General features: G+C 63.1%; 24 protein-coding genes and 1 pseudogene. 13 read left to right on the top strand and 12 right to left on the bottom strand.

Annotation, left to right across the window (positions count from 1 at the left end):
• Window positions 1-175: 175 nt before the first annotated feature.
• Complete coding sequence (locus ACHIRB_RS22070) at window positions 176-307, bottom strand: hypothetical protein (protein ID WP_395113348.1); 132 nt, start codon at window positions 305-307, stop codon at window positions 176-178.
• Here ACHIRB_RS22070 and ACHIRB_RS22065 point away from each other — a divergent pair.
• On the top strand, window positions 290-1,060 hold the full coding sequence (locus ACHIRB_RS22065) for an alpha/beta fold hydrolase (RefSeq protein WP_395113413.1): 771 nt from the start codon (window positions 290-292) through the stop codon (window positions 1,058-1,060). The two genes, ACHIRB_RS22070 and ACHIRB_RS22065, sit on opposite strands and share 18 nt — an antisense overlap.
• Window positions 1,061-1,325: 265 nt before the next feature.
• Here ACHIRB_RS22065 and ACHIRB_RS22060 read toward each other — a convergent pair whose 3' ends face one another.
• The 4 genes from ACHIRB_RS22060 to ACHIRB_RS22045 all read right to left on the bottom strand — a co-directional run bounded on the left by ACHIRB_RS22060 (window position 1,326) and on the right by ACHIRB_RS22045 (window position 4,102).
• Complete coding sequence (locus ACHIRB_RS22060) at window positions 1,326-2,627, bottom strand: MFS transporter (RefSeq protein ID WP_395113349.1); 1,302 nt, start codon at window positions 2,625-2,627, stop codon at window positions 1,326-1,328.
• Window positions 2,628-2,694: 67 nt separating this feature from the next.
• Window positions 2,695-2,844, bottom strand: coding sequence for a hypothetical protein (locus tag ACHIRB_RS22055; RefSeq protein ID WP_395126242.1), 150 nt, complete (start codon window positions 2,842-2,844; stop codon window positions 2,695-2,697).
• Between the two features lie 117 nt (window positions 2,845-2,961).
• A complete protein-coding gene (locus tag ACHIRB_RS22050) occupies window positions 2,962-3,453 on the bottom strand; it encodes a hypothetical protein (protein WP_395126243.1) in 492 nt (163 codons plus the stop codon).
• 208 nt (window positions 3,454-3,661) lie between these two features.
• Complete coding sequence (locus ACHIRB_RS22045; protein WP_395113352.1) at window positions 3,662-4,102, bottom strand: hypothetical protein; 441 nt, start codon at window positions 4,100-4,102, stop codon at window positions 3,662-3,664.
• A gap of 255 nt (window positions 4,103-4,357) precedes the next feature.
• Here ACHIRB_RS22045 and ACHIRB_RS22040 point away from each other — a divergent pair, with 255 nt between their 5' ends.
• Complete coding sequence (locus tag ACHIRB_RS22040; RefSeq protein ID WP_395113353.1) at window positions 4,358-5,086, top strand: helix-turn-helix transcriptional regulator; 729 nt, start codon at window positions 4,358-4,360, stop codon at window positions 5,084-5,086.
• A 72-nt stretch (window positions 5,087-5,158) separates the two neighbouring features.
• Window positions 5,159-6,034, top strand: coding sequence for an alpha/beta hydrolase (locus ACHIRB_RS22035; protein ID WP_395126244.1), 876 nt, complete (start codon window positions 5,159-5,161; stop codon window positions 6,032-6,034).
• On the opposite strand, the gene ACHIRB_RS22030 is transcribed toward ACHIRB_RS22035, so the two are convergent.
• Window positions 6,004-6,657 carry a TetR/AcrR family transcriptional regulator gene (locus tag ACHIRB_RS22030; RefSeq protein WP_199703877.1) on the bottom strand — a complete coding sequence of 218 codons (654 nt, stop codon included), beginning with the start codon at window positions 6,655-6,657 and terminating at the stop codon, window positions 6,004-6,006. The genes ACHIRB_RS22035 and ACHIRB_RS22030 overlap by 31 nt on opposite strands.
• 118 nt (window positions 6,658-6,775) lie before the next feature.
• Here ACHIRB_RS22030 and ACHIRB_RS22025 point away from each other — a divergent pair, with 118 nt between their 5' ends.
• Entirely contained in the window at window positions 6,776-7,315 is a 540-nt protein-coding gene (locus tag ACHIRB_RS22025) for a dihydrofolate reductase family protein (RefSeq protein WP_395113355.1), read from the top strand.
• Window positions 7,316-7,320: 5 nt separating this feature from the next.
• Here the strand turns inward: ACHIRB_RS22025 and ACHIRB_RS22020 are convergent, their stop codons facing one another.
• From ACHIRB_RS22020 to ACHIRB_RS22000, 5 genes are all read right to left on the bottom strand, one after another.
• Window positions 7,321-9,330 (bottom strand): fatty acid desaturase, encoded by a 2,010-nt coding sequence (locus ACHIRB_RS22020; protein ID WP_395113356.1) that lies wholly within the window; start codon window positions 9,328-9,330, stop codon window positions 7,321-7,323.
• Between the two features lie 78 nt (window positions 9,331-9,408).
• Window positions 9,409-10,659 (bottom strand): RsbRD N-terminal domain-containing protein, encoded by a 1,251-nt coding sequence (locus ACHIRB_RS22015; RefSeq protein WP_395113357.1) that lies wholly within the window; start codon window positions 10,657-10,659, stop codon window positions 9,409-9,411.
• Between the two features lie 48 nt (window positions 10,660-10,707).
• On the bottom strand, window positions 10,708-11,679 hold the full coding sequence (locus ACHIRB_RS22010; RefSeq protein ID WP_395126245.1) for an alpha/beta fold hydrolase: 972 nt from the start codon (window positions 11,677-11,679) through the stop codon (window positions 10,708-10,710).
• Between the two features lie 70 nt (window positions 11,680-11,749).
• Window positions 11,750-13,192, bottom strand: coding sequence for a WS/DGAT/MGAT family O-acyltransferase (locus ACHIRB_RS22005; protein WP_395126246.1), 1,443 nt, complete (start codon window positions 13,190-13,192; stop codon window positions 11,750-11,752).
• A 42-nt stretch (window positions 13,193-13,234) separates the two neighbouring features.
• Window positions 13,235-13,834 (bottom strand): TetR/AcrR family transcriptional regulator, encoded by a 600-nt coding sequence (locus tag ACHIRB_RS22000; RefSeq protein WP_395113360.1) that lies wholly within the window; start codon window positions 13,832-13,834, stop codon window positions 13,235-13,237.
• 127 nt (window positions 13,835-13,961) lie between these two features.
• On the opposite strand from ACHIRB_RS22000, the gene ACHIRB_RS21995 reads away from it, so the two are divergent.
• The 7 genes and pseudogenes from ACHIRB_RS21995 (at window position 13,962) to ACHIRB_RS21965 (ending at window position 20,390) form a co-directional block, all read left to right on the top strand.
• The gene (locus ACHIRB_RS21995) at window positions 13,962-14,483 is read left to right on the top strand and encodes a glycine cleavage system transcriptional repressor (RefSeq protein WP_395113361.1); all 522 of its coding nucleotides are present in this window, start codon (window positions 13,962-13,964) and stop codon (window positions 14,481-14,483) included.
• A 103-nt stretch (window positions 14,484-14,586) separates the two neighbouring features.
• Window positions 14,587-16,043 (top strand): annotated as a pseudogene (locus ACHIRB_RS21990) (MFS transporter).
• On the top strand, window positions 16,033-16,446 hold the full coding sequence (locus tag ACHIRB_RS21985; protein ID WP_395113362.1) for a MarR family winged helix-turn-helix transcriptional regulator: 414 nt from the start codon (window positions 16,033-16,035) through the stop codon (window positions 16,444-16,446). The pseudogene ACHIRB_RS21990 and the gene ACHIRB_RS21985 overlap by 11 nt, the downstream one beginning before the upstream one ends.
• 144 nt (window positions 16,447-16,590) lie before the next feature.
• Window positions 16,591-18,060, top strand: coding sequence for an FAD-dependent oxidoreductase (locus ACHIRB_RS21980; protein ID WP_395126247.1), 1,470 nt, complete (start codon window positions 16,591-16,593; stop codon window positions 18,058-18,060).
• Entirely contained in the window at window positions 18,057-19,205 is a 1,149-nt protein-coding gene (locus ACHIRB_RS21975; protein WP_395113364.1) for a hypothetical protein, read from the top strand. Before ACHIRB_RS21980 ends, ACHIRB_RS21975 begins: the two co-directional genes overlap by 4 nt.
• Before the next feature lie 34 nt (window positions 19,206-19,239).
• Window positions 19,240-19,815 carry a TetR/AcrR family transcriptional regulator gene (locus tag ACHIRB_RS21970; RefSeq protein ID WP_395113365.1) on the top strand — a complete coding sequence of 192 codons (576 nt, stop codon included), beginning with the start codon at window positions 19,240-19,242 and terminating at the stop codon, window positions 19,813-19,815.
• A 143-nt stretch (window positions 19,816-19,958) separates the two neighbouring features.
• Window positions 19,959-20,390 (top strand): hypothetical protein, encoded by a 432-nt coding sequence (locus ACHIRB_RS21965; protein ID WP_395113366.1) that lies wholly within the window; start codon window positions 19,959-19,961, stop codon window positions 20,388-20,390.
• 221 nt (window positions 20,391-20,611) lie between these two features.
• Here the strand turns inward: ACHIRB_RS21965 and ACHIRB_RS21960 are convergent, their stop codons facing one another.
• Window positions 20,612-21,595 carry a lipase family alpha/beta hydrolase gene (locus tag ACHIRB_RS21960; protein ID WP_395126249.1) on the bottom strand — a complete coding sequence of 328 codons (984 nt, stop codon included), beginning with the start codon at window positions 21,593-21,595 and terminating at the stop codon, window positions 20,612-20,614.
• A 73-nt stretch (window positions 21,596-21,668) separates the two neighbouring features.
• Between ACHIRB_RS21960 and ACHIRB_RS21955 the strand changes: the two genes are divergently transcribed.
• Both ACHIRB_RS21955 and ACHIRB_RS21950 read left to right on the top strand, forming a co-directional pair.
• Entirely contained in the window at window positions 21,669-22,208 is a 540-nt protein-coding gene (locus ACHIRB_RS21955) for a TetR/AcrR family transcriptional regulator (protein WP_395113368.1), read from the top strand.
• Between the two features lie 107 nt (window positions 22,209-22,315).
• Complete coding sequence (locus ACHIRB_RS21950) at window positions 22,316-22,576, top strand: hypothetical protein (protein WP_395113369.1); 261 nt, start codon at window positions 22,316-22,318, stop codon at window positions 22,574-22,576.
• Window positions 22,577-22,796: the final 220 nt, after the last annotated feature.

The raw sequence follows: 22,796 nt of genomic DNA, 5'->3' as shown, positions 1-22,796 counted from the left end.
ACAACCTGTCCCGCATGTATGTAGACATCAGATGTCCCATATGTGTGTGGACTCAACAACCTCTATGGACTCGCAAAATACTCACAGGGGTGGGGGTGTCGAGGGATACGATTGGCGCGTGCTGATGCGCTCGATCGCTCTCGCTGCACTTGCCCTGATCACGCTGTCGTCGTGCTCATAGTCGAAGTCCGACGACACCGACGACTTCGCGAGGTCGGTCGACATCGGCGGCCGAAATATCTATCTCACCTGCAGTGGCAGCAATTCCGGCGGCGCGCCGACGGTCCTTCTGGTCGCGGGATATCACGATTCCTCGGACGCCTGGACCAGCGAGGATGCGTTGGGCTTGCTCACTCCGGCGAAAGGTCCAGCCGTGTTTCCTGCGCTGGCGAAGTCGCACCGCGTCTGCGCATACGACCGGCCAGGCACCATTCGCTACGAAGGTGACGGTCCGCTGACCGACCGCAGCACAGCGGTTCCCCAGCCTCGCACCGCGGCCGACATAGTCGCCGAACTACACGCGGCGCTTGCCGCGGCTGAGGTCCCTGGTCCGTACGTTCTGGTTGGCCATTCACTCGGTGGGCTCATCAGCCTGCTGTACGGCAAGACCTATCCCGACCAGGTTCGCGGCATCGTTTTCGTCGATTCGCTGAGCCCGACGCTGCCGGAGACGATCGGTGCGACGGCCTGGGCGATCTATCGCGACCAGCTCTTGAACCCACCGATCGAGCAAATGCCGATGCCGTCGATGAAGAGTCCGAACTCCGAGCGCGTGGACATCGACGCGAGCATCGCTCAAGTGCAGGCCGCTCCCGCGCTACCCACCATGCCGGTGGCGGTCATGACCAAGACCGAGCCGTTCGCGGTAGAGACGCTGCCTCCCGGACTGACGACAGAGACGCTCAACCAGAGCTACCAGAAGGCTCAAGACACCTTCGTCGCCCTGGCTCCCCGCACTCCCCAAATCTTCGCCACCGGCAGCGACCACTACATCCAGTTCTCGCAACCCGACCTGGTCGTGCAGACTGCCGACCTCGTCGTCGAGCGGGCAACGAACTAGTCCTGCTGAGCTGCAAGCCAGGTAGCAAAGTCCGGCCCATGCAAAGACCGCATCCGGTCACCGCGATGTCGCCGTCACGATCTCGTTCATGTTCGTTCGCTCCACTTCTCGGGTCATCGAAGTTGTTGAAACCCAGGACGTTACGAACGGCGTTCGCCAATGTTTCAGCGCAGACTCGACGCAGGGATGCTCGTCGATGTATCTGCACAGCCAAAGTGGAATCCGAGCGAACGTTCTCGAACTGCGTCGAACTCGGCGAGAAGGCTTAGCTGGTGCGGTCTCGGTCGTAGTTCAGATTCAGCAGATGGCCGCGCAGTATCCCGTCGAACTGGCCGGACCGGGTGGTGACCGGTCGGACGACGTCACCCCGCGTACGTCGTTGTCGCACAACGAACATGACGACGCTCGCGAACAGGACCATGACCCCCGCGACCTTGAGCGAACCCCAGACGTCGTGTTGGTCAGCGAAGCGACCGAGGAAGATTCCGCCGATCGGCGCGCACAGCGTGTAGATGATGGCGTAGACCGCGAACACCGGACCTTCCATGGCCGGGTCGACGCGAGTCTGAACGATTGCCGTGAGCACTGCTTGGGCGAGGGAGAACAGCAAGCCGAAGGGTACTAGCGCGAGTAGGACCAAGATCCACAGCGGCGCCCCATCCAGCACGTCCCCGAACAGGCCGAGGAAGAACAGCACGAGGCCGGAAACGCCGAACGTTCCGTAGAGAATCATCAAGCGGCTGAAGCGCTTTCGGAGCCGGCCGACGACTGCGGCCAACCCGATTGCGCCGACGGCCACTGCGCCGGTGACGATTCCCAGGTTTGTTCCGTCGGACAGCCCATGGGCGATGGCAGGCAGGAGCTGCATAATCGGTGCGACGAAAAGGCCGAGGAGGCCGGTCTGGACGAACGCGATAGCGATGGCCGGTTGCCCTCGGACGTAACGTACGACGGCCGCGAAGCCGACCCGTTCCGTTGGGCGGGTGTCACGCTCGACCGGACGAGTCTTGACGAGGATCACGATGAACGCGCCGTAGCTGAGGGCGTTGAGCAACAGCAGCGCCCACGGTCCGGTGATGCCGAGCAGAACACCGCCGAGGATTCCGCCGACGAAGGTCGAGGCACTCGCGTATGCGCCCAGAGTTCCGTTCGCTTGGTCCAGCTGGTCGACGGGCACGATATCGCGTTCGAACTGCATCCACGCCGGGTAGTCGAAGGCGGCGACAGCGCCGAGGACGACGCTGGTTGCGAGCAACAGCGGGATGGACAGCGCGTCGACGAAGGCCAGTGCGGCCATTGCGACATACAGGCCGAGCTTGATGATGGTGCAGAAGAACAACATTCGACGGTGGCCCGACCGCGCCGCGACGCGTCCGGCGAACGTGCCGAGCAACGCGGTCGGCAGGCTGAATGCTGCCGACACGAGCACGGTGTGGATGACCGACTTCGAATCGTTGAAAGACAGATATGCGACGGCCAGGACTGCCATCGTGGCCCCCGCTGCCGAAAACAACTCGGTGACGATGAGGCTGCGCACGTGGGGAAGTCGGTGGAAGACATCGCTCATCGGCGCAGGCACCTCTCTCGACTCGAATCGTGTGCAGCCATATCGACCCGAGGGTATCGGAGCAGGTTCACCGGCGATTGCGTAATCGATCGAGTGCGTCGAGGGCGTCGTGGATCCGGTCGGCGCGGACGAGCAGGCCGTAAGCGGCGAGAACGTTGCAGCTGATCCCCGCGGCAGTGAGCGGTACCGAACGCCGCCGTGATTCCTCGGCCTGCATCGAGCGGCGGAACCTCGCGCCGGCCACTGAGGAACCACCGATCCGATGACCGCACTTCGAAATCGAATTCGATCAGCACTCCGGCTTACGAGACCAGAGACCCACTTGTACGACCAATCACGCAGCCGGACATGGTAGTTCGGCCTCACCCGTCGTGACCATAATCGCCCAGCCGACACCGACGTCCATTTCCAGGAGCCAGCATCCTGCTGAGGGAGGTGCGTCGACGCTGAACCGCCCGTCGCGCAGTTGCTGGGTACGTGCCGAGACCTGGTTGTTGGGTGTGGATGCGGAATCAGGGACGTATCTCGCAACGAGTTCGTCGATGGCCGGTGACACGGCAACTTCGAGTGGTCCTTCTCCGCGGAGTGGGGGTATGGACGCCGGCCAGCCACCACTAAGGGCGAGTTCGTTTTCAGTGGTCACGCCGTCGCAGGTTACGTATGGCTCGGTCTGCGCAGGCCGGGCGCTGTTGCCTGTTGCGTCGCGAACTGCGTCGACCTTCGGCGGGTCGACGCATGTGCCTTGATTTTCGCTCGATTCGGATCCGCAGGCGACCGCGGCCGCAATGACGAATGCGGACACGGCCAGCACATTCCACCCTCGCATTCGGCAAGTATCCACTCGCGCGACTTGGTGGTCGGACGGTCCCCTTCGTGCGAAAAGCTCCAACAGGCTTGGGCTGCGTCGTAGGAATCCTCGTCGCGATTTCTGTTGTAGTGATCGCGTCGACGTACGTCTACCGGACGCTCGTGCCCTCGCCTGTTCTTGAATAGGAAGGCAAACACACACGTTGGTGGTGTGAGACCGACCGCCGTTACGTGTCGTACTCGAGGCCGTCCCAGGGTTCGGAGTAGCAAATGAAGTTTCCCGGCTCGATGTTGATGAAGTACGTGCCGTCGTCATACTGGCCGACCTTCCAACCGAAGGTGATGCCATCGACGTCCTCAGCGAACGGGACCACCTCGATGGGCTCGAGGACGTAGTTGCCCAGCTCGGCCAATCGGGCTTGGACAAGATCCTCTGCACCCGCGGGACCGGCCTGCCCAGGAGGTAACCCCGCCGGCCGACCGATCTCGTCGACGCGGACCTCGTCGAAGCTGCCGTCCGCCTTCCACAGAAAAACGCCGACGTAGGCGGCGCGTTCGGAGAACAGCTCCTCGCTGAGGAAGAATTTGCGGCCGTCCTCGGCGGTTCCGGCGTAGGGCACGTGGTAGTCGTCGGGAACTATCGTGAAGCGTTCGGGTGCCTGGTCCATAACTGCTCCTTCGATTGGGCTTACCGATGGCGACGAGGTACACCCGGCCGTCAGCGCGAGTACCGCGAGCGCGATTGTCGTCTGCAAACCTCGCGCAGCGAGCGTCGCGCTTGGTTCGCGACGCCAAGGCTTGGACATGGTCGACCCCCGTCGTGGTGTGTGCCGATCACACTAACCGACTGGAGGTCGGTTTGTATACGTTGTCGTCTGGCATGTTTCCCACTCGGCGCCCTGAAACCCAATAACGTTGTCCCCATGAACGTACGGTGGGCCGGGACGGGAGTACTGCGGCCAGGCGTCCTCGAACTCCATGGTCCGATGGGTTCATTGCCGCGCCATGCGCACCACTCGGTTCAGGTCGCGGTCGCAGACACGGGCAGCTTTGTGATCGAAGATGGTGAGGGGCGGCACGAGCGCACTCGGGCTGCAGTTGTCCCACCGAACACGGCCCATGCGTTTGAAGCCTGTAGCGCAACAGGTCTCGTGGCACATGTCGACCCGGAGTCCGCGCTCGGCAGGGAGTTGACCGAGCTTGTCGAGCAGGCCGACTCGGTCGCGGCGTGGTGCTCAGCTGGAAACACGCTGACGAACTCGAAACGTCTATGGAACGGGATCGGCCTTCAGACGTCGCTGGAGGCCGGGCCGACCGAGAGACATCCCGCGATAGATGCGGCGATTGCTTCGCTGGCTGCACGCGTCGCGCTCGGTCCGATTCGCCTGAGAGATGTCGCTGCCGACGTTCATATCTCGGAAAGCCGTCTAGCCCATCTGGTTACACGAGACCTCGGACTCCCGTTCCGGGCGTACGTTCGCTGGGCGAGGCTCCAGCGCGCCGTGGCTGCTGTTGCTGAAGGAGCCTCGTTGACCGAGGCCGCCCATGCGGCGGGATTCGTCGACAGCTCTCACCTGAACCGAGTCTGCCGCCGAGCGTTCGGGGCGCCCCCTTCGGACTTCGGCCAAATCCGTTGGCAGGTCGTGACTTAGTTAGCAGGTTCGTACAAGCCCCCGTCGTGCTGACGCCACGAAACTGGCGCTCGACACTACGAAGGGATCCACGTGGACATTTTGCACGAACCGAGGGGCACACTCCTGCGTTCCGATCGCGAGGCGATTGCCTGGCGTCGGTGGGTACCGGCAGATCGAACGTGTGCGAGTGTCGTCGTCCTGCACGGTCTCGGGGAGCACGCCGGTCGCTATGCCGTTGTTGCGGAACGACTTACGCATGCCGGGTTCGCAGTGACAGCCTTCGACTACGAGGGATTCGGGGAGTCGTTCGGACACCGAGGCGACGTCCGCTACGGACCAACGTGCGGTGACCTGGATCGGTTGATCGGTGAGGAACGCGTCCGCACCGGCGGTCTACCGGTCTTTCTCTACGGCCACAGCCTCGGCGGTCTGTACGCATTCCTGTACGCAGCCGACCGCCCCGGCGCTGACTTGGCCGGCGTCGTCGTGAGCGGTCCCGCGTTCGACTCACAACTCCGCCAGCAACGCCTCAAGGTCGCGATCGCGAGGCTGCTCGCACGTGCCCATCCGACACTGTCGCTGCCGAACGGGTTGCGATTCGAAAGAGTGAATCGCAGCAGCGAGGTCGTCGCAGCACGCAAAGCCGACCCGTTGGTGCATGGTCGGGCGACCGCGCGGTTCGCCGTGGATGTCCTCGCCCAGATGGAGCGCGTCAGGTCAGCGGCTCCGAGCGTGCAGGTGCCGTTGCTCGTACTGCACGGCGACGCAGATCTGATCAACCCGATATCGGCCAGTCGCGAGGTCGTTCAGCTCGTGCCGAGCAGCACGTTGGTGACCTACCAGGGTGCCTACCACGGCCTCGAGGAAGAAGCCGAGGCTCGAACATTGCTGAGCGACGTCATCGCATGGCTCGACGAAGTCCTCCTCGACTCAGGTCACCGGCTCCCGGATCCTGGGGCTCGGTAGGCGGCGAGGAAGACCTCGACCCCGGTGTCGGCGTAATGGTCGAGTTCGGCGGCGCTGAACGTGGTGCTCTCTCCGCAGAACATGACCTTGTTGACCGGAATCGACACAATGAGCCAGGTGAAGTGATTGGCAGCCAGCTCCGGCTCGTCGACCCGCAACAGTCCGCGGTCGGTCAGTTGCGCGAAACAGGAGGCGAGCATGGCGTGGACGCGTTCGGGCCCGGCCTCGAAATAGGCGCGCCCAAGCTGTGGAAAGCGCCCTGCCTCGGCGATAACCAGTCGCCGGACTCGCAATTGCGCTGTCCCAGTGAGCAAATGGACGAATCGGTGGGCGACCGCACGTAGCGTCGTCTCGACGTCGTCGGTGGTAGCGAGTTCCCCGATGGCGTCACGGAAGATCCTGTCGATGCCCTCCAGGCGATCGAGAACGATGTGTTCGAACAGCCTGTCCTTGCTGCCGAATCGTTTGTAGATCGTCTGCTTCGACGACCCCGCCACAGCGGCGATCTCGTCGGTCTTGGCGCCGAGGTAACCGTCGCGCAGGAACACCTCCATCGCTGCTTCCATGATCCGCTGCCGCGCCTGCTCGCTGGCGCTGCCCTCGACAGTCTCGGTTGGTGGCATGAGGCCTCCTTGAGGTCGGATTCGAATATCGGCTGACACCTTCCAAGAGAGTACCGTACTGTTCAGTTCACCCAGAACCGTACAGTACGGTACACCCACTCAGACGACGGAGAACCCGATGCGCAAGATCATTTCCAGCCTGTTCGTTTCCGCCGACGGCGTTGCCGAAGCGCCCGACACCTGGCACTTTCCCTACTTCAACGACGAGATGGGAGCCGCGATCGGGGCGGCCATGGCCACGTCCGACGCCATGCTGCTCGGCCGCGTGCAGTACGAAGAGTTCGCCTCGCACTGGCCAACCAGCGACGACGAGTTCGCCGACTTCATGAACAACCAGAAGAAGTACGTGGTCACCAACACGCTGACCGAAGCCAGCTGGAACAACACCGAGATCGTCAGCGGTGACATGGTTACCAGCGTCGAAGCGCTCAAAAAGACCGAGGGCCAGGACATCGCCATCACCGGCAGCCTCACCCTCGTCCAATCGCTGCTACGCGCCGGCCTGCTCGATCAGCTGCAACTGTTCGTCCACCCCATCGTCGTCGGCAAAGGCGCGCGCTGGTTCGACAAGCTCGACGACACTGTCGAACTGGCCCTGGCCTCAGCCGATGTGTTCAGCACCGGCGTCATCAACCAGATCTACGCGCCGGCCAAGTAGGTGAGTCAGGCGTCGTAGTCGACGGTGACCGACGGCGTGGTCGGGTGCGATTGGCAGGTGAGCACGTAGCCGTCTTCTACGACGGCCTGCGATAGGGCGAAGTTCTGTTCCATCGCGACCGAGCCGAGCAGTACCTTCGCCTTACAGGTGCCGCACGCTCCGCCGAGGCAGGCATAGGGCGCGTCCAATCCGGCCTTCAGCGCAGATTCGAGCACGGTGTCGCCAGCTGCCAGCACGACTTCGTGCTGGCCGCCGCGCAGGGTGACCGCGACGGTCGCCGGGGAGAAGTCGTCGGCGACCTTGCGCGTCTGGTAGCCATGGAAAAGTTCCACGTGGACGTGGTCCGGTTCGGCGCCCCGCTCGATGAGTAGGTCCCGCAGGTCGGTCACCATCTCGAGCGGTCCACACATGAACCAGTCATCGACCGAGGCCACGGCGAGCTCGAAGTCAAGCAATTGGTCGAGCCTCGGACGGTCGACGCGACCGCGCAGATGTGCCGGATGTCGCGGATCGCGGGAGCGCAGATGGATGATCCGGAGCCGGTCGGCGTACTGCGCTTCGAGGTCGTCGAGCTCGTCGCGGAACATAGTGCTACCGGCGTCGCGGTTCCCGTAGATCAGGGTGAAGCGACTTTCGGTCTCGACCGCGAGTGTCGTCGCCAGGATCGAGAGCACCGGGGTGATACCGCTGCCTGCGGCGATAGCCACGTAGTTCTTCGTGGCGAGTGGGTGCAGCGGTGTGCCGAACGATCCGGACGGTGTCATCAGCTCGAGGATGTCGCCGGCCCGCAGACGCTCCAACGCGAAGGTCGAGAAGGCGCCGCCGGGAATGTGTTTGACGGCGATCGCCAACGTGTCGGAAGTGGCCGAGGAGCAGATGGAGTAGTTGCGTCGGACGCCTTCGCCGCCGAGGTCGGTGCGGACGGTGATGTGCTGGCCAGCCTCGAAGGAGAACTCTTCGCGCAGGTCGTCGGGCACATCGAAGGTGATCAGCACGCTGTCGTCGGTCAGTCGGTCGGCGCTGGCGACCCGGATCGGATGGAACACCGCGGCGTGGGCGGAGGATCGCTTCGGTATCCGCACTGGCAGGACGCGGGCCAGTTTGCCGTTGATCCGCTTCCACTCGCGGTACTCGTCTGGGTCGAGCTGCTGACCGAAGACGGTGCCGATCGCAGCATCTCGCTCGAGGTAGGCCTCCTCGTTGCGTCGCCAGGTTGCGACGTAGCGGTGGAACGGGATCGAGGGGTGCAGGTGGTGGACGAGGTGATAGTTCTGCGAGAGAAGCAGTGGTGTGAGGACCCATTCGGAGCCGACGCGGTTGCGGGTGGCACGGTAGCGGTTCTCGCTTTGTGTGTCTTTCAGGTCGTGGTGCGGCAGCCAGTCGAACCACCAGGCGAGCACGAACATCGCCACCCGCCCGGGAATCAGGCTGATCACCGCGAGCGTCCACAGATTTCCGGTGCAGGCGGCCCACACGATCACCGTCAGCGACATCGTCATCAAGGTCGCCGTTTCCAAGACCTCGGCGCGGGGGCGTCGGCGCACGTTGCGTACCAGGAAACCGATGTACGGCAGATCCATCGCCGGGAATCGGATGGGCAGCTGCCACCATGGTGCGGAGCTGACGAAGTGATCGGGGTCGTTGTCGTCGTCGTTGGTGTTGCGGTGGTGCTCGATATGGATGAACGCGAACGACTTGAACGAGATCAGCGGCGAGACGAAGAACATTGCCACGCGACCGAAGGCGACGTTGACCCAGCGGTGGGTGCTGATCGAGTAATGCGAGGCGTCGTGCAACACGGTGAACAGCACGAAGACCGCGGTCGCGCTGAGCCCGACCGTAACCAGAACCGGAAGCCTGTCGGTCAGCGCCGCCCATGTGGAGAACGCGAAGACCGCGATGGCACCGGAGAAGATGCCGACAATGGGCCACGAGATCCTCGGCACGCCTTCTCCGGGGTCAGGAAGCGCGTGACGCGAGGCTGCGGGCGCGGGTTGCTTTGTGGTCGCTGACATGCTCCCAAAGCTACGAATCGCGAGCTGGCACCACCAGTGGGTCTGGGCACACTCCAATGTGCGCGCAGCACATATTGCTCAGGTGAGTACCACAGGGCCGAGTACCTGGACCAGTCGAAGTGCCGCGTGCAGCTCAGCAACGCGATCAGCGTTGGGACGTCCTCGACGTTCCTCTGCGCGGCGCAGGCGCTGCAAAACGGTGTTGCGGTGCACCCCCAACTCCGCGGCCGCGGCTGCCAGCCCACCTTGTGCGTCGAGCACTGCCAGCAGTGTTCGTCGTTCCTCTTCCTCCCGGCGCCCCACGACCGCCAAGGCACCGAGTTCGGACGCGACGAAAGCACGGGCAAGATCCAGGTCGCCGCTCATCGTGTCCACCAGCGCCAGCTCGACGTAGAACGTCACGGGAGCCGCCCGGCCGGATATCTCGACTATGCGACGGCCGCGCTTCGCCTGGGCGTGTGAGTCGCGGAAGCCACCGGGACCCCGCGACGGCGTGCCGATGCAGATCTGGACCATCGCGGGAATCTGACCGGACAACGGCGCGAGGTCATCCGACGCCACGTCGGGAGCCCGAGTGGTGGAGACCCACCCCCACAGCGCCTGGGCGCCGTCCGGGACGAGCAGCGGATGCAGCGATCCGAAGTAAGCACCGACCGCGGTACCGACGCGCGCGAGGTCTGCGTCATCGCGATCGGTCCAGCAGACGAACGCGGTCTGCCATCCGGTGAGCCGGTGGGACAGGGTCTGCTCGGCACGCGTGAGGTCGATCCGGTCGCCGGCAATCAACCCGCGGACCGCATCGGTCCGGGCCGCGCGGACCCGGTTCTGCATGCGGTCGAGCTCGGCCACGTACTCAGCGGCAACCTCGCTGGAGATGCGGTCGACATAGGCGAACGCGTAACGCTGCAGATCGGCCACAACCGCAAGGGCCAGAGCCGGATCCGGCACGAAATCGGTGATCCGGGCCAGGATGCGTTCGCTGAAGTAGGCGTGACCCACCCGGTAGAAGCGCAGCATCACATCGACGTCGTAGCCGCGGGCCGCCATGGCTCGCGCGTGCTCCAGGGCGGTGACCGGCGCCGTCGCGGCGTTCACGTCGATACCGTGCCGGACCATCGACAGCGCTGCCTCGAGGTTCGACGAGCACGACCCGAGCGTCAGGCCGCGGAGATCGTCATCGGCCCCGGCCTCGGGAATCCGCTCGAGGATGTAGTCGAGCATGTCGTCGGCGTACGACGACACGTTTCCCAAAAGATTTGCGGTAGTGCGGCGCAGTTCGGTGACGACCGACTCGGGAAGATTCGGCGACTCACCCGCACTCACGCCCATAAGTGGAGACTATCGGCGGCCACAGCAAAAGCTCGGATAGTGGATGCCCTACCTGTCTCGGCCCGTCTCACACCAGTCGATGACCGTGCGAGCGTAATCGCCGGGGACTTCGATCGGCGGCGCATGACCCACACCGTGTAGGACCACCAAATTCCAGTCGGACCGCTGACCCGTCCAGTCATCGATCGACGCGCGGGGACAGATGCGATCCTCATCGCCCCAGAGAAGCAGAGTCGGCGCCGCGACCCGGCGCATCGCGTCGAGCACGGGTCGCCGCCGGACAAGCATCAGCGACAACACCGAGGCGTACACCGTGACCAGGTTTCCCATTCGCGTCGGCTCGACAGCCGACATCTCGTCTCGCATGACACCTGTGATTTCCGGCGACATTCTGGTCATGTCACCGCCCGCATTCCATCTGCTGCGCCCGATCGACGCTGGATCGGCCAGTTGCCGCTGCGACAGTGCTAGGATCCGTCGCGCCGAAACGCGAAGCAGCACACGGGCGACCGGTGCGACGATGGCCAACCCCGCCCTGCCGATCCTTTGGCACGTGCGGGCCTCGCGGTCTGTCAGTGGCGGAGGAAGTGCCGGCACCACCAACACGAGTGCCGCAACCCGTTCGGGCGCCTGGTCGGCGAACAGCAAAGCGATCATCCCGCCCGCAGACCACCCGTGAACAACGACCCGATCGAGCTCGAGTGCGTCGATGAAATCGCGCAGGAACAGCGTGTTGGTTTCGATGCTCGCCGCCCGCCGGTTCGGCAGCATGGTGTGGCCCGCGATCGTGCCGGGCAGGTCTACCGCGATCGCGTGCACGTGGGGTCGCAGCGCCGCGAGTACATCGAGCCAGTTCGAGGCGCTGTTCGCTGGGTTGGAAACAAGTACGTGAACTGGCCCGTCCGTCGTCCGCGCCTGATCGGTTACGAGGTAGTGCACCTTGTTGCCGTGCACATCGACTGTCTCGCTGCGGATTCCGGACCAACGAGCTGCGCGCTCACCCCAGTCGGTGTACCGCATTACCCCAGGTTACGCGCGCAGGCACAGCGTTCGCGGCACTCGCCTCGCGCCTATCAAGGTCGAACCGCACTCACACCGTTGCCTTTGCTTCTCGTGCGAGCTTCACGAGCAACGCCAGCTCGTCGACAAGGTAGGTCGCGATGACGTCGATGTCGGGAACAAGCTCGCGACAACCGATAAGTCCGAAATGCAGCTCGCCGCCGAGGCTGTTGACGGTGATGTTGAAACCCTGACCGTCCGTCACGACCGATACCGGATAGTTGGCGAGCAACTTCGCACCGCCGAGGAACACGTCAACGTTGGGTCCTGGCACGTTCGAGATCACCAGGTTGTACGGCGGGATGCGATGGAGAAGTCCGGTGGCAAATGCGACTCGGGCAGCCCGCGCAACCAATGCCGGCGGTGCGAAGTCGGTGACGTTCTCGATCAGCCCGGGTGGGATCGTGGCGTGCTGCGCCTTCGCAACAACAGTGGCAGTGTGCGCGCGCGTCAGCCGGTCGACCGGATCGCTGACGTTGGTCGGCAGCGACGCCAACATCGCAGAGACCTTGTTGCCCAGGCTGGATTTGCTGGCCTCGTCGCGGACGGACACCGGAACCATTGCGACCAAGGGAGATTCGGGTAACGCGTCGTGATCGATCAGCCAATTCCGCACGGCGCCGGCAGACATCGCCATGACAACGTCGTTGACGGACATTCCGAAGGCGTTCTTCACGGTCTTGACGTCGTCGAGCGAAACGCTACGAAACGCGAACCGTCGATGGAGCGTGATCTCCTCGTTGAAGGGTGTGCGTGGAGCCAGGCCAGGGGCTGTCGAGATGACGTCACCGTCGTTCGAGCCGCGGCCGAGTGCCGCATCCACGTATGGCGAGACGTAGCTCCCGACCATCGGAAGCGAGCGACCGACGATCGTGGCGATACGAACGGCGCCGAGTGGACGCTTCGCAAGCGAACCGGCCGCGCGGGCGAGCAGTGTCGTCGAGCTCGGCGCCGATTCGGGCGTGAATGCGGGCGCGGGCGTGCGTGGTTTTCCTTCCGGCGTCAGATCGAGCAGAACTGTCAACAGCTCTGCTCCGGATGCACCGTCGATGGCCGAGTGATGCATCTTCGTGTAGACGGCCAATTTGCCGCCCGCGAGCCCTGAGATGAGGTACATCTCCCACAGTGGCCTGCGCCGATCGAGGGGCCGTGAATGGAGGCGCGCGACCTGCTCCGCAAGCTGCGCATCGGAACCTGGTGTGGGAAGACATATTTCACGCACATGGAACTCGATGTCGAAGAACTCGTCGTCGATCCAGTACGGCTGATCGAGCCCGAGGGGCACGAACTTCAACCGTTGCCGCAGGATCGGGATCAGCGGCGCACGCTCGGCCATCAGCGACGTCAACGCCGCAAGGTCGAGCAACTGCGGCGCTTCGGTCGGATCGAGAATGCACACCCCTCCGACGTGTCCAGTCGAATTATGGGTTTCGAGCGTCAAGAAGGCGGCGTCGAGTCCGGACAATTGTTTCATTGGATATCCTCTTTGTTGCGGTGGCAGTTGGTCGGGTACTGCCTAGGAATGTGCGCCGGCGAGTCGAATCGCCAACTCGGGGTACAGCTTTGCGACGGTGTCCGGTTCTGTGTAGGTACCACCTGGAAACCAGCGACAGACGTCGACGCAGAGCGAGACGATCGCGAGGGTGACCCCCTCGACATCGGGCACGGCGAACGAGCCGTCGTCAGCACCAGCCTGGACGATCCGCCTCACGAGCCGCACGACGTCACGTCGCAGTCCCGCGATCACCCGAAAGTGTTCGTCTGTCAGTGCGGCAAGTTCGTACTCGACAACCCGGGCCCGGGCGTGATGAGTCGCCTGATTCTTTGCGAACTCTCCGACGACGGCACGCAATCGGTCCGCAGGCGCTTCGCCGACCGGGTCGGCGGCTTGCAGCCATTCGAGGGTCAGTTGATGACCTTCGTACGCAATTGCGAAGAGCAGTTCTTCCTTGGACTTGTAGTGCGGATACATTGCGGCTGCACTCATTTCGAGGCGCGCGGCGACTTCTCGGGTTGTCGTGGCGCCGAAGCCGTTCGCTGCGAACGCCTCGATTGCGGCAGCCCGCAGTCGTGCGGCCGCTTTGGAACCGCTGACGACGCTCTCATCGACACTCATCCGACCTCCACCAATTTGATGGGTTCAGAATAAGCGATTGCTTATTTAATGAGCAAGCGCTTATTTTTGTGATTTGCCTCATACACCGAAGCACCGGGCGATTACCGCGGCTGGTTACGATCTCGGCATGCCACGCCTCGTACTGACAGTCATCGGTGACGACCGCGCCGGGCTGGTTTCCTCGCTTGCCGATGTCATTGCGTCATATGGCGGCAACTGGGAGGAAAGCCAGATGGCGGAACTCGCGGGGAAGTTCGCCGGCATCGTCGTCGTCAGCATTCCCCCGGAACGGCTGGACGGATTCCTGTCGGCCACTCACACGCTCGATGGGCTCCTCGAGGTGTCCGTGCACACGGGCGCGCACGACCGTGCCGAGACCGATCAGGAATCGACGATCCTCACGCTCGCCGTCCTCGGAAACGACCGCCCCGGCATCGTCCACGAGCTGTCGACTGTCCTGTCGACCCGTGGATTGAGTATCGACCGAATGACTACCAACACGCGGGAAGCGCCGATGGCGGGCGGTCTCCTATTCGAGGCGACCATCGATGTTCGCGTCCCGCCGCAACTCGATTTCGCGGACATTCGTGCCGACCTCGAGCGGATCGCCGCCGACCTCGGCGTCGACTTGGACGTCGATCAGTCCTGATCGCGGTCCGGCAGTGCGTTCGCCCTGGGCGAGCATCGCGATTCCGTCGTGCCCACTCGGGACCCACTTGCGCGAATAACAGTTGTAGTTTAACAATGGTTGCATGAATACAACCATTGATGAGCTCACGCCTCGGCGCAAAGCCATCATCTTGGTGTCGTGTTGTCTGAGCCTGCTGATCGTGTCGATGGACGCGACGATCGTCAACGTCGCCATCCCGAGCATCCGCTCGGACCTGCATGCGTCGCCGTCCCAGCTGCAGTGGGTGGTCGACGTCTACACCCTGGTGCTGGCGTCGCTACTGATGCTCTCGGGCGCTACGGGCGACCGGTTCGGCCGTCGGCGGGTCTTTCAGATCGGGCTCGTCGTGTTCGCGATCGGCTCGCTGCTGTGCAGTCTCGCTCCCAACATCGAGACGCTGATCGTCGCGCGACTGCTGCAGGCCGTTGGGGGATCCATGCTCAATCCCGTTGCGCTGTCGATTATTTCGCAGGTATTCACCGGGCGGGTGGAACGCGCGCGGGCACTGGGTTTCTGGGGTGCGGTTGTCGGCATCTCGATGGCGCTCGGCCCGTGGTCGGCGGCTTCTTGATCGAGCTGATCAGCTGGCGGGCAGTGTTCTGGATCAACTTGCCGATCTGCGCTGCCGCCATCGCGTTGACAGCGATTTTCGTACCGGAGACCAAGTCGAAGACCATGCGGAACATCGATCCGGTCGGCCAGGGACTTGCGGTGGTATTTCTGTTCGGCGTCGTCTTCACGCTCATCGAGGGTCCGGGTTACGGCTGGACCAACCCCCGGGTCGTAGCCGTCGCACTGGTCGCGGTGAGCGCCTTTGTAGCCTTCGTGCGTTATGAGCAAAGACGCCACGACCCCTTCATCGACCTACGCTTCTTCCGCAGCATTCCATTCGCCGGCGCGACCCTGACCGCGATCTCCGCGTTCTCGGCATGGGGCGCGTTCTTGTTCATGATGTCTCTCTACCTACAGTCCGAGCGTGGCTATTCAGCCATGCACACCGGCCTGATCTACGCACCGATCGCAATCGGCGCACTGGTGTTCTCGCCGATCTCGGGTCGGCTGGTCGGCCGATATGGCGCCCGCCCGTCATTACTGGCGGCAGGAGTACTCATCACTACCGCGTCGATCCTGCTGACGTTCCTGACCAAGACCACCCCAGTGTGGGGGCTAGTCTCGATCTTCGCGGTGTTCGGGATCGGCTTCTCGATGGTCAACGCCCCGATCACCAACGCGGCGGTCAGTGGAATGCCTCTCGATCGGGCTGGTGCTGCCTCGGCGGTGACCTCGACGAGCCGTCAGATCGGGGTGAGTATCGGTGTGGCGCTGTGTGGTTCGGTTGCCGGGGCTGCGATCGCGAACACCGGCGCAGACTTCGCTGCAGCAGCGCGACCACTCTGGTTCATCTGCGTCGGGCTGGGCGTCGTCATCACCATTCTGGGATTTTTCTCCACGACCCCGCGCGCCTTCCGCTCTGCCGAGCGCCTCGCCCCGCTGATTGCCGGTTCCGTTGCACCCAAGGAGGCCGTCCATGCCCACTGAGCCGACCACGGACGACGTATGGCGTGCCATGGCAGCGGTCGTTTTCGACAACCGCGACGCTTGGCGGCGGAGCGTGGTCGAGACCTCCGGGCTACCGTTCAGCAGGGTTCGAGTGCTCCGCAGGCTGGCCAAGCGGCAAATGACGCCGAAAGAGATCGCCGAGTCCGCGACCATGGACGCTCCGGCAACCACCGTCGCCCTCAACGACCTCGAGGATCGCGGACTCGTTGTCCGCGAAGCGCATCCGAACAATCGCAGGTCCAAGGTGGTGTCGCTGACCGACGAAGGACGTCGAGTCGTCGCGAGCATCGACGGGCTAGAGGATCCCGCCCCTCCGGTGTTCGCCAAGTTGAGCCGAAGCGAACTGAACACACTGCGGTCGATTCTCGCCAAGCTCGCCTAATCGTTCGAACCTGCAGATTGTGGTTGATTGCTCTCGGATTCCGAGTGCTTTCCCACAAACTCCCGGGTGACTGCCGCCTATTGACATCAACCCAACCTCCGGTCATACAATAATTGAACTTGTGTATGACCGAAGGGTTTGATCGTGGCGATCGGAAAACGAGTTGTCATCCTTGGCGGAAGCGTTGCGGGGTTGTGCGCCGCAGGGGCCGTTGCGCCGCACTTCGACGAAGTTATTGTGCTGGAACGAGATTCGCTGCCGGCGGATGCACAACATCGGCGAGGAGTGCCGCAGAGCAAGCATCCGCACTTCATGTTGAACTCGGGTCGGCGTGCGATCGAGAGCCTCTTCCCTGGTTACGAGGCGGCTCTTCTCGCAGCGGGCGGCCGGATGTTGAACCCGTCGCGCGACGCGGCCTACTGCGAGGCGGTCGGGTGGGCGCCACGCAAGTCCGGGTCGATGACGATGGTCTACGGCTCCCGGATCTTGATCGAACGCGTCCTTCGCGACATGGTCCGCAAGCTCGACAACGTGACCATCCGTGAGGAAGTCGTGGTTCGCGGCATCGAGACCGAGCGGGGTGGCACCGGTTCCGGCCGAGTCACCGGCGTCAACTTCACCGATGCCAACGGCGAACAATCGATTTCGGCAGATCTGGTTGTCGACGCGTTGGGTCGAGGTTCGTCGGTCCCGGCATGGCTTGCCGCGGCAGGCTGGGCAGAACCGCCGGTGCGGTCGCTCGACGCCAAGGTCGCCTACTCGTCGCTGTGGTATCAACTTCCGCCGGCTGACGAGCGACCCGACAGCTGGTGGTGGCAACACCTCGCGATCATGCCCAACCAAGCCAAGGGTGAACATCCGGAAGAGTTCGACTATCTGGTCAACTTCTTCCCGATCGAGGGCGACCGAGCGATCGCCTGCATGGGGGCGTGGGGTCTGGAACTGCCGAAGAAGACCGACTCGTTTATCGCTGCGGCACAACGGATCCGGACGCCGGTGTTCGCTGCGGCGATGAAAGAATGCGAACAGCTATCCGAGGTGCACCTCACTCGTTCGACCGGAAACAAGTGGCGACGGTACGACTTGATGCCGACCCCACCACTCGGCCTGGTCGCGATCGGCGATGCGATCTGTGCGTTCAACCCGTTCTACGGACAGGGGATGAGTTCCGCGGCGCGTTCGGCGATCATCTTGGCTGAGCGCCTTCGTAATACGACAGAACTCGATACCTGGTTCTTCCGTGCTTTCCTCGGCGATCAGCGCAAGTCGCTTCAGGTTCCGTGGATGCTGGCGGTTGCACGTGACCAGGGCTACGACCACGCGACCGGCACCGAAACGGCGTCCCGACTGGTCCGCAAGGTCTCGGCGGCCATGGTGTGGCCGGTCTTCAACCTCATCACGGCCGCAGCGCGCGAGGACGACGTCGTCGAGGAACACTTCGCCCGCGTATTCAACCTCGACGAGTCGATGATCGATATGGCGAAGAACCCGCGCGTGATCGCGGGACTGATCCGCTACAAGGTCAAACTGCTGCTCGGACGGCAGAAGTTGCCGCGAAGCTTCGACCTACAGCGTGATCCGCCAGCGACCGACTACACGTTGGGCGTGGCATGAGTGCGACGTGTGACGACGCGGCCGAACGCCTTACCGGGTATCTCGGATTCTCCTGCACTGACGCGAATACGGTTGTGACGGTTCGAAACCCGGCAGAACTCGCCCACTGGTCGATGCCGATTCTCGAGATTTTGATCATCGGCGGAGCGGTGTTCGCTTTCGTGCACGCGCTGCGACGGCTGCGCCGCGACGGTGACCCGACGAACCTCTCGCTGTGGTTCGCGTCGCTGGTGTATCTCTTCGTCATCGAACCGCCGTTGTACTTCCCTGGCTGGTTCGGTCTGGAGGAGCAGTTCGGCTTCATATTCGCGCACAACGTCTTCACGGTGCAGTTTATGTTCGACCGCCTACCGCTCTATATCGTGGCGATCTATCCCGCCCTCAGCCAACTTGCCTACGAACTCGTGCGCGTGCTCGGGGTGTTCCAGCGCCGTGGGGCCTTCGTCGGTGCGGTCTGTGTGGCCTTCGTCTGTCAGGTCTTCTACGAGGTGTTCGATCAGCTTGGCCCGCAACTGAAGTGGTGGGCATGGAATCTCGACAACAAGGTGAACCACCCATTGCTTGCGTCGGTACCGATGAACAGCATCATGGTGTTCGCGTCCGTGTCCTTCGGTGCGATCACCTATCTGCTCGTCAAACTCATCGGCCAGCCCGCGTGGAGCGGCCGACATTTCCGAGCGCGATCTTTGCTTCCGCGAATCGTTTTGGTGGGAGCATTGGCTCCGCTCGCGATGCCCATTGCGAGTATCCCGAGCGCACTCTTCGGTGGGGACGATCCGAATACGACGGCGCAAGCGATCGTGTTGACGATCGAAATAGTCGTGCTGTGGGTCGTCGGCGGGACCGTGCTGATCCGAGCCTGGCTGGAGCGGCGAAACGACGCAGACTCACAACCCGCGGACGCATTCGTTCGGATCTATCCGGTTGTTTGGCTCGTCGTGTTCGCCTTGCTGTGGGCGGGTGCGTTGCCCAGCTTCGTTGGGGCGCAAGGTGGTACGACGACCGACGGCACACCGATCGGCAATGCGCCCTACACGTTGCTGTGTTTCCTTGCCGCCGCCGCCTGCGTCGTCGCGGTTCTGGTACCTCGAAGCGGTCCTGCACGGCGACCGGAAGGCACCCGGATCGGGTCCTCCGTGCGATGATCCGGCAGTGAGAACCCGTGGCTGGCAAGGAGACTTGCCTCGAGACGAGGACGAAGCACGTGAGCGGATCGTCGCTGCTGCAACACGGTGCGTCGATCGGCTAGGCCCAACGAAGACGAACATCGCGGCCGTCGCCACCGAGCTCGGCGTCACCCGTCAAACGGTGTATCGGTACTTTCCTGGCCTACCCGACCTGCTCGTTGCGGTCGCCGAAGCAGGCACAGCGCAATTCCTCGCTCGCATGGAGGCTCATCTCGCTCACGTGACAAGTCCTGCGGAGGCGGTGGCGGAGTCGATCGTGTTCTCGCTGAACACAATTCCGACCGAGCCCTATATCGGGCTGCTACTCCAGGCCGGCGAGAACGAGGTCTTCACCCGTGGCGTGACGTCGTCGCAAGCGATGTCCTACGGCGCGCAGATGCTGCGGCGGACCCCCGTCGACTGGGATTCGATCGGTGTGCGAGACGGAGACTTCGAGTCGCTCGCCGAGATCGTCATGCGGCTTATGGTCTCGTTCCTCGAGTATCCCGCCGATCCACCTCGCACAGACGACGAGGTGCGACTCCTGGTCCGACGTTGGCTCGGACCGGCACTGGCGTCTCACGGGTAACGCAGTGAGAGCAACGTGATGCGCATCGAATCTCGATAACAAACGCGCTACTTCGGAAGCGAAATCGCCCGGCACAGCGAATCGACAGGCATCGTCTGTGAAGGCGATCCCGCCGTAGAGCCATGACGAAGGAGCTGAATCGCATGCGTTTTTCGATTGCCGCGACTGGATTCGCCTGTACCGCTGCTGCTGCGGCGCTTGTCGTATCCGCAGGAACGGCCGCAGCGGCCGATGGAAACACCAAGACGACGATCTACACGCTCGCCAACCCTGGAATCTGCGCAGGCATCATAGACGCAGGTCTCGGGCACTATCCGGACTCGGCGGCCCTTGGCCTCACGGGCATGTTGTACGGCGTCGGCCCGTGCTCGGTCGAGCTGACGTTCCACTTCAAACGACAGGGCGATGGAGTGACCGTGGACTACACGCGCAAGCTCAACGGTCCGGGTGCGGTTGGCACATCGAAAGACATTGTCGGACCGGGAATCGGGATCTGGGACGTCACCGTCACCAGCAACGGTGCCTCCTTCGGCGCGCAGCCTATGAAGATCGACATCCCGAAGTACGAGGGCTGACAGCGTCGCACAACACGGGTACGCCGACGCAGCACCAGGCGATATCGTCCTCGTCCCGGGCGGCCTTGGCGACATGGCGGCGGCACTGATTCGATTCCTGCACGGCGACGACGTCGCCCGTGGGGTCGCAGATTTCATGGAGTACGAGACCCATGACGACGCCGGCTGGGACCCGTACGCGAACGTCCACGCACTCACGCAAGAAGCACCCGGCCAGCGGGCTAGATCGCCCCGACAAATGGCAGCACAACCCTGCATTGCGGTTCGACGGCGTGCGCGGGGTCGAGCGCATTCAGGACGTATTGCGTTGCGATCGGGTCGTACGGCAATTGGAAATGATCCGTATTGTCGAGCGAGCATCGTTCCTGCACAACGATGTTGGTGACGTTCGGTCCGTCGAGGTAGCCGGTTGTATACGGAGTTGCGACTTCTTCGTTGCGGGTCATGATGTTGGTGAACGAGATTCCCGGTGCCACAGCGGCATTGGCGTTGAGCACCTCGATGAACGGCGACCCGACCAAGGCCTGATCACAGACGCCGCACTGTTCGAGGACCGCGGGCCCGATTCCCGGCATTCCCATAAGCGCCAGGAGCGTCGGCGCTGCGCCGAGTTGCGTCGTTCCGCGGTACCAGGGGGCTAACCCCACGTGATGACGAACCTTCGCCGCACCACCGAGATAGTTGTAGTAGTAGAACGGCAGTGTCGCTCCGATCGAGTGGCCGACGAGATCTACTTGCTCGGTGCCGGTCGCGGCGCGTACACGGTCGATGAATTGTCCGACTTCGGCTGCGCTCTTCTCGATCGCCGCCATTGCGCCCAGTTGACTGGTGGCCGTCACCCCATAGGTCAGAGCGAAAACGCACAAGCCGTTGTTCGCCAGAAGGGGCGACAGCGTCTGCCAGGCGCTGGTCATCGTCCCCAGAAATCCATGAACCAGCACAACGGGATTCGGATGCTCCGCTGTCGGCTTGCAGTTCCAGTCGTTGGATCCAGGAGGAGCCGCCCCCGGACTCTTCACAGACGCTTGGATACCCGCGAAGTAGCTGTACGGGACCGGCAGAGGTTCTTTGGCCACACTGGGACCCGTCCCGAACACCACGGCGGACCACGTCACTGCGACGACGGTTGCGATGCGGCGTTTCACCGAAGCCCGTTGGAACCCCCTGCGGTCCAACGCACCTGGCAGCTTCTCGGCACCGTTCATGGAGCGAAGCTACCAATGACCGACCAGTCGGTCAAGGGTAGCCGTATGCTGAATCCGAATCGAGGAGGCACGAATGGCACGACCTGCAGAGCCGGGACGGAACAACCTGCTCGACGCCGGCATGTCCGTGGTCGATGAACACGGATTGCGCGGCCTATCCGTGAACGCGGTCGTCAGCGAGGCCGCAATGTCCAAAGGTGGCTTCTACCAACATTTCGCTGATCGACGCAGCTACATCGTCGCGCTCCACCGTCGCTACCACGACGAGTTGGCAGCACTCGTCGTGGCAGCGGTCGACGGTCAACAGCCAGGCTTCGATCGGCTACGGTCCGGGGTCGCCGCTTTCCTCGATGCCACGTTGAATACACGCGGTACAAAGGCATTTATCGTCCAGGCCCGCACCGAGGCAGACCTGCTCGACGAGGTGCAACAACGCAATGCGATGTTTGCCGAACTTGTGCGCGCTGACCTCGAAGCGATCGGGTGGCCCGATGCGCCTTCGATCGCTTACCTCGTCATAGCGATGGCAGCCGACATCAGCCTGCAGGAGTTGTACTCGAGCGGCGCGCGCCCGGATCTCCGTCAAGCGCTGCTCGACCTGGTAATTCGGTAGACGTAGCGACACCAAAGCCCCTTCACGACGGCATCTGGACGGTTACGATCCGAAGCGGGTCGGGAACAACCCCACACATGGCATAGCGCCGCAAAGGACAGTCCCCGATGGCTACTTACATGGTGTTCCACGAGGTCGACGACGTTGCTTCTTGGCTGAAGTCGCCGAAGCGTGACGAGGTTTTCGGTCGGCTGGGCGTCACATACCGAACTTTCGTCGACCCGCAGGGCTCAAAACGTGTCGGGCTGATCTGCGAGATCCCTGATATGGATGCCTTCCAAGCACTTCTGCAGTCCGCCGAGGGCGGCGAAGCGATGAAACACGACGGCGTCCACCCCGACACTTTGTTGATGTTGAGCGAGAGTTAGCCGCAACGCGACGACAATTGGGTGGTTGGCTGCTGTGGGTGACGCAATGAATTGTGGGGAATTCCGCTCGGAATCCGAGAGCATTCCCACACTCTCCGAGAGTGGCTGACGACTGTGGCCCTCCGAGCAGGAATCGGCAGCGCCCGCCTTCACCTAGCCCAGATCTTTCTCCGGGCTGACGTGCCGGCTTGATCTGTTTCGGATTGGGTTTTCGATCTTG

The sequence above is a fragment of the Antrihabitans spumae genome (genome assembly GCF_043944905.1).
In the GTDB taxonomy this organism is placed as follows: Bacteria; Actinomycetota; Actinomycetes; order Mycobacteriales; family Mycobacteriaceae; genus Antrihabitans; species Antrihabitans spumae.
The sequence above is the reverse complement of the archived record's forward strand: the minus strand, read 5'-3'. Positions and strand labels throughout refer to the sequence as shown.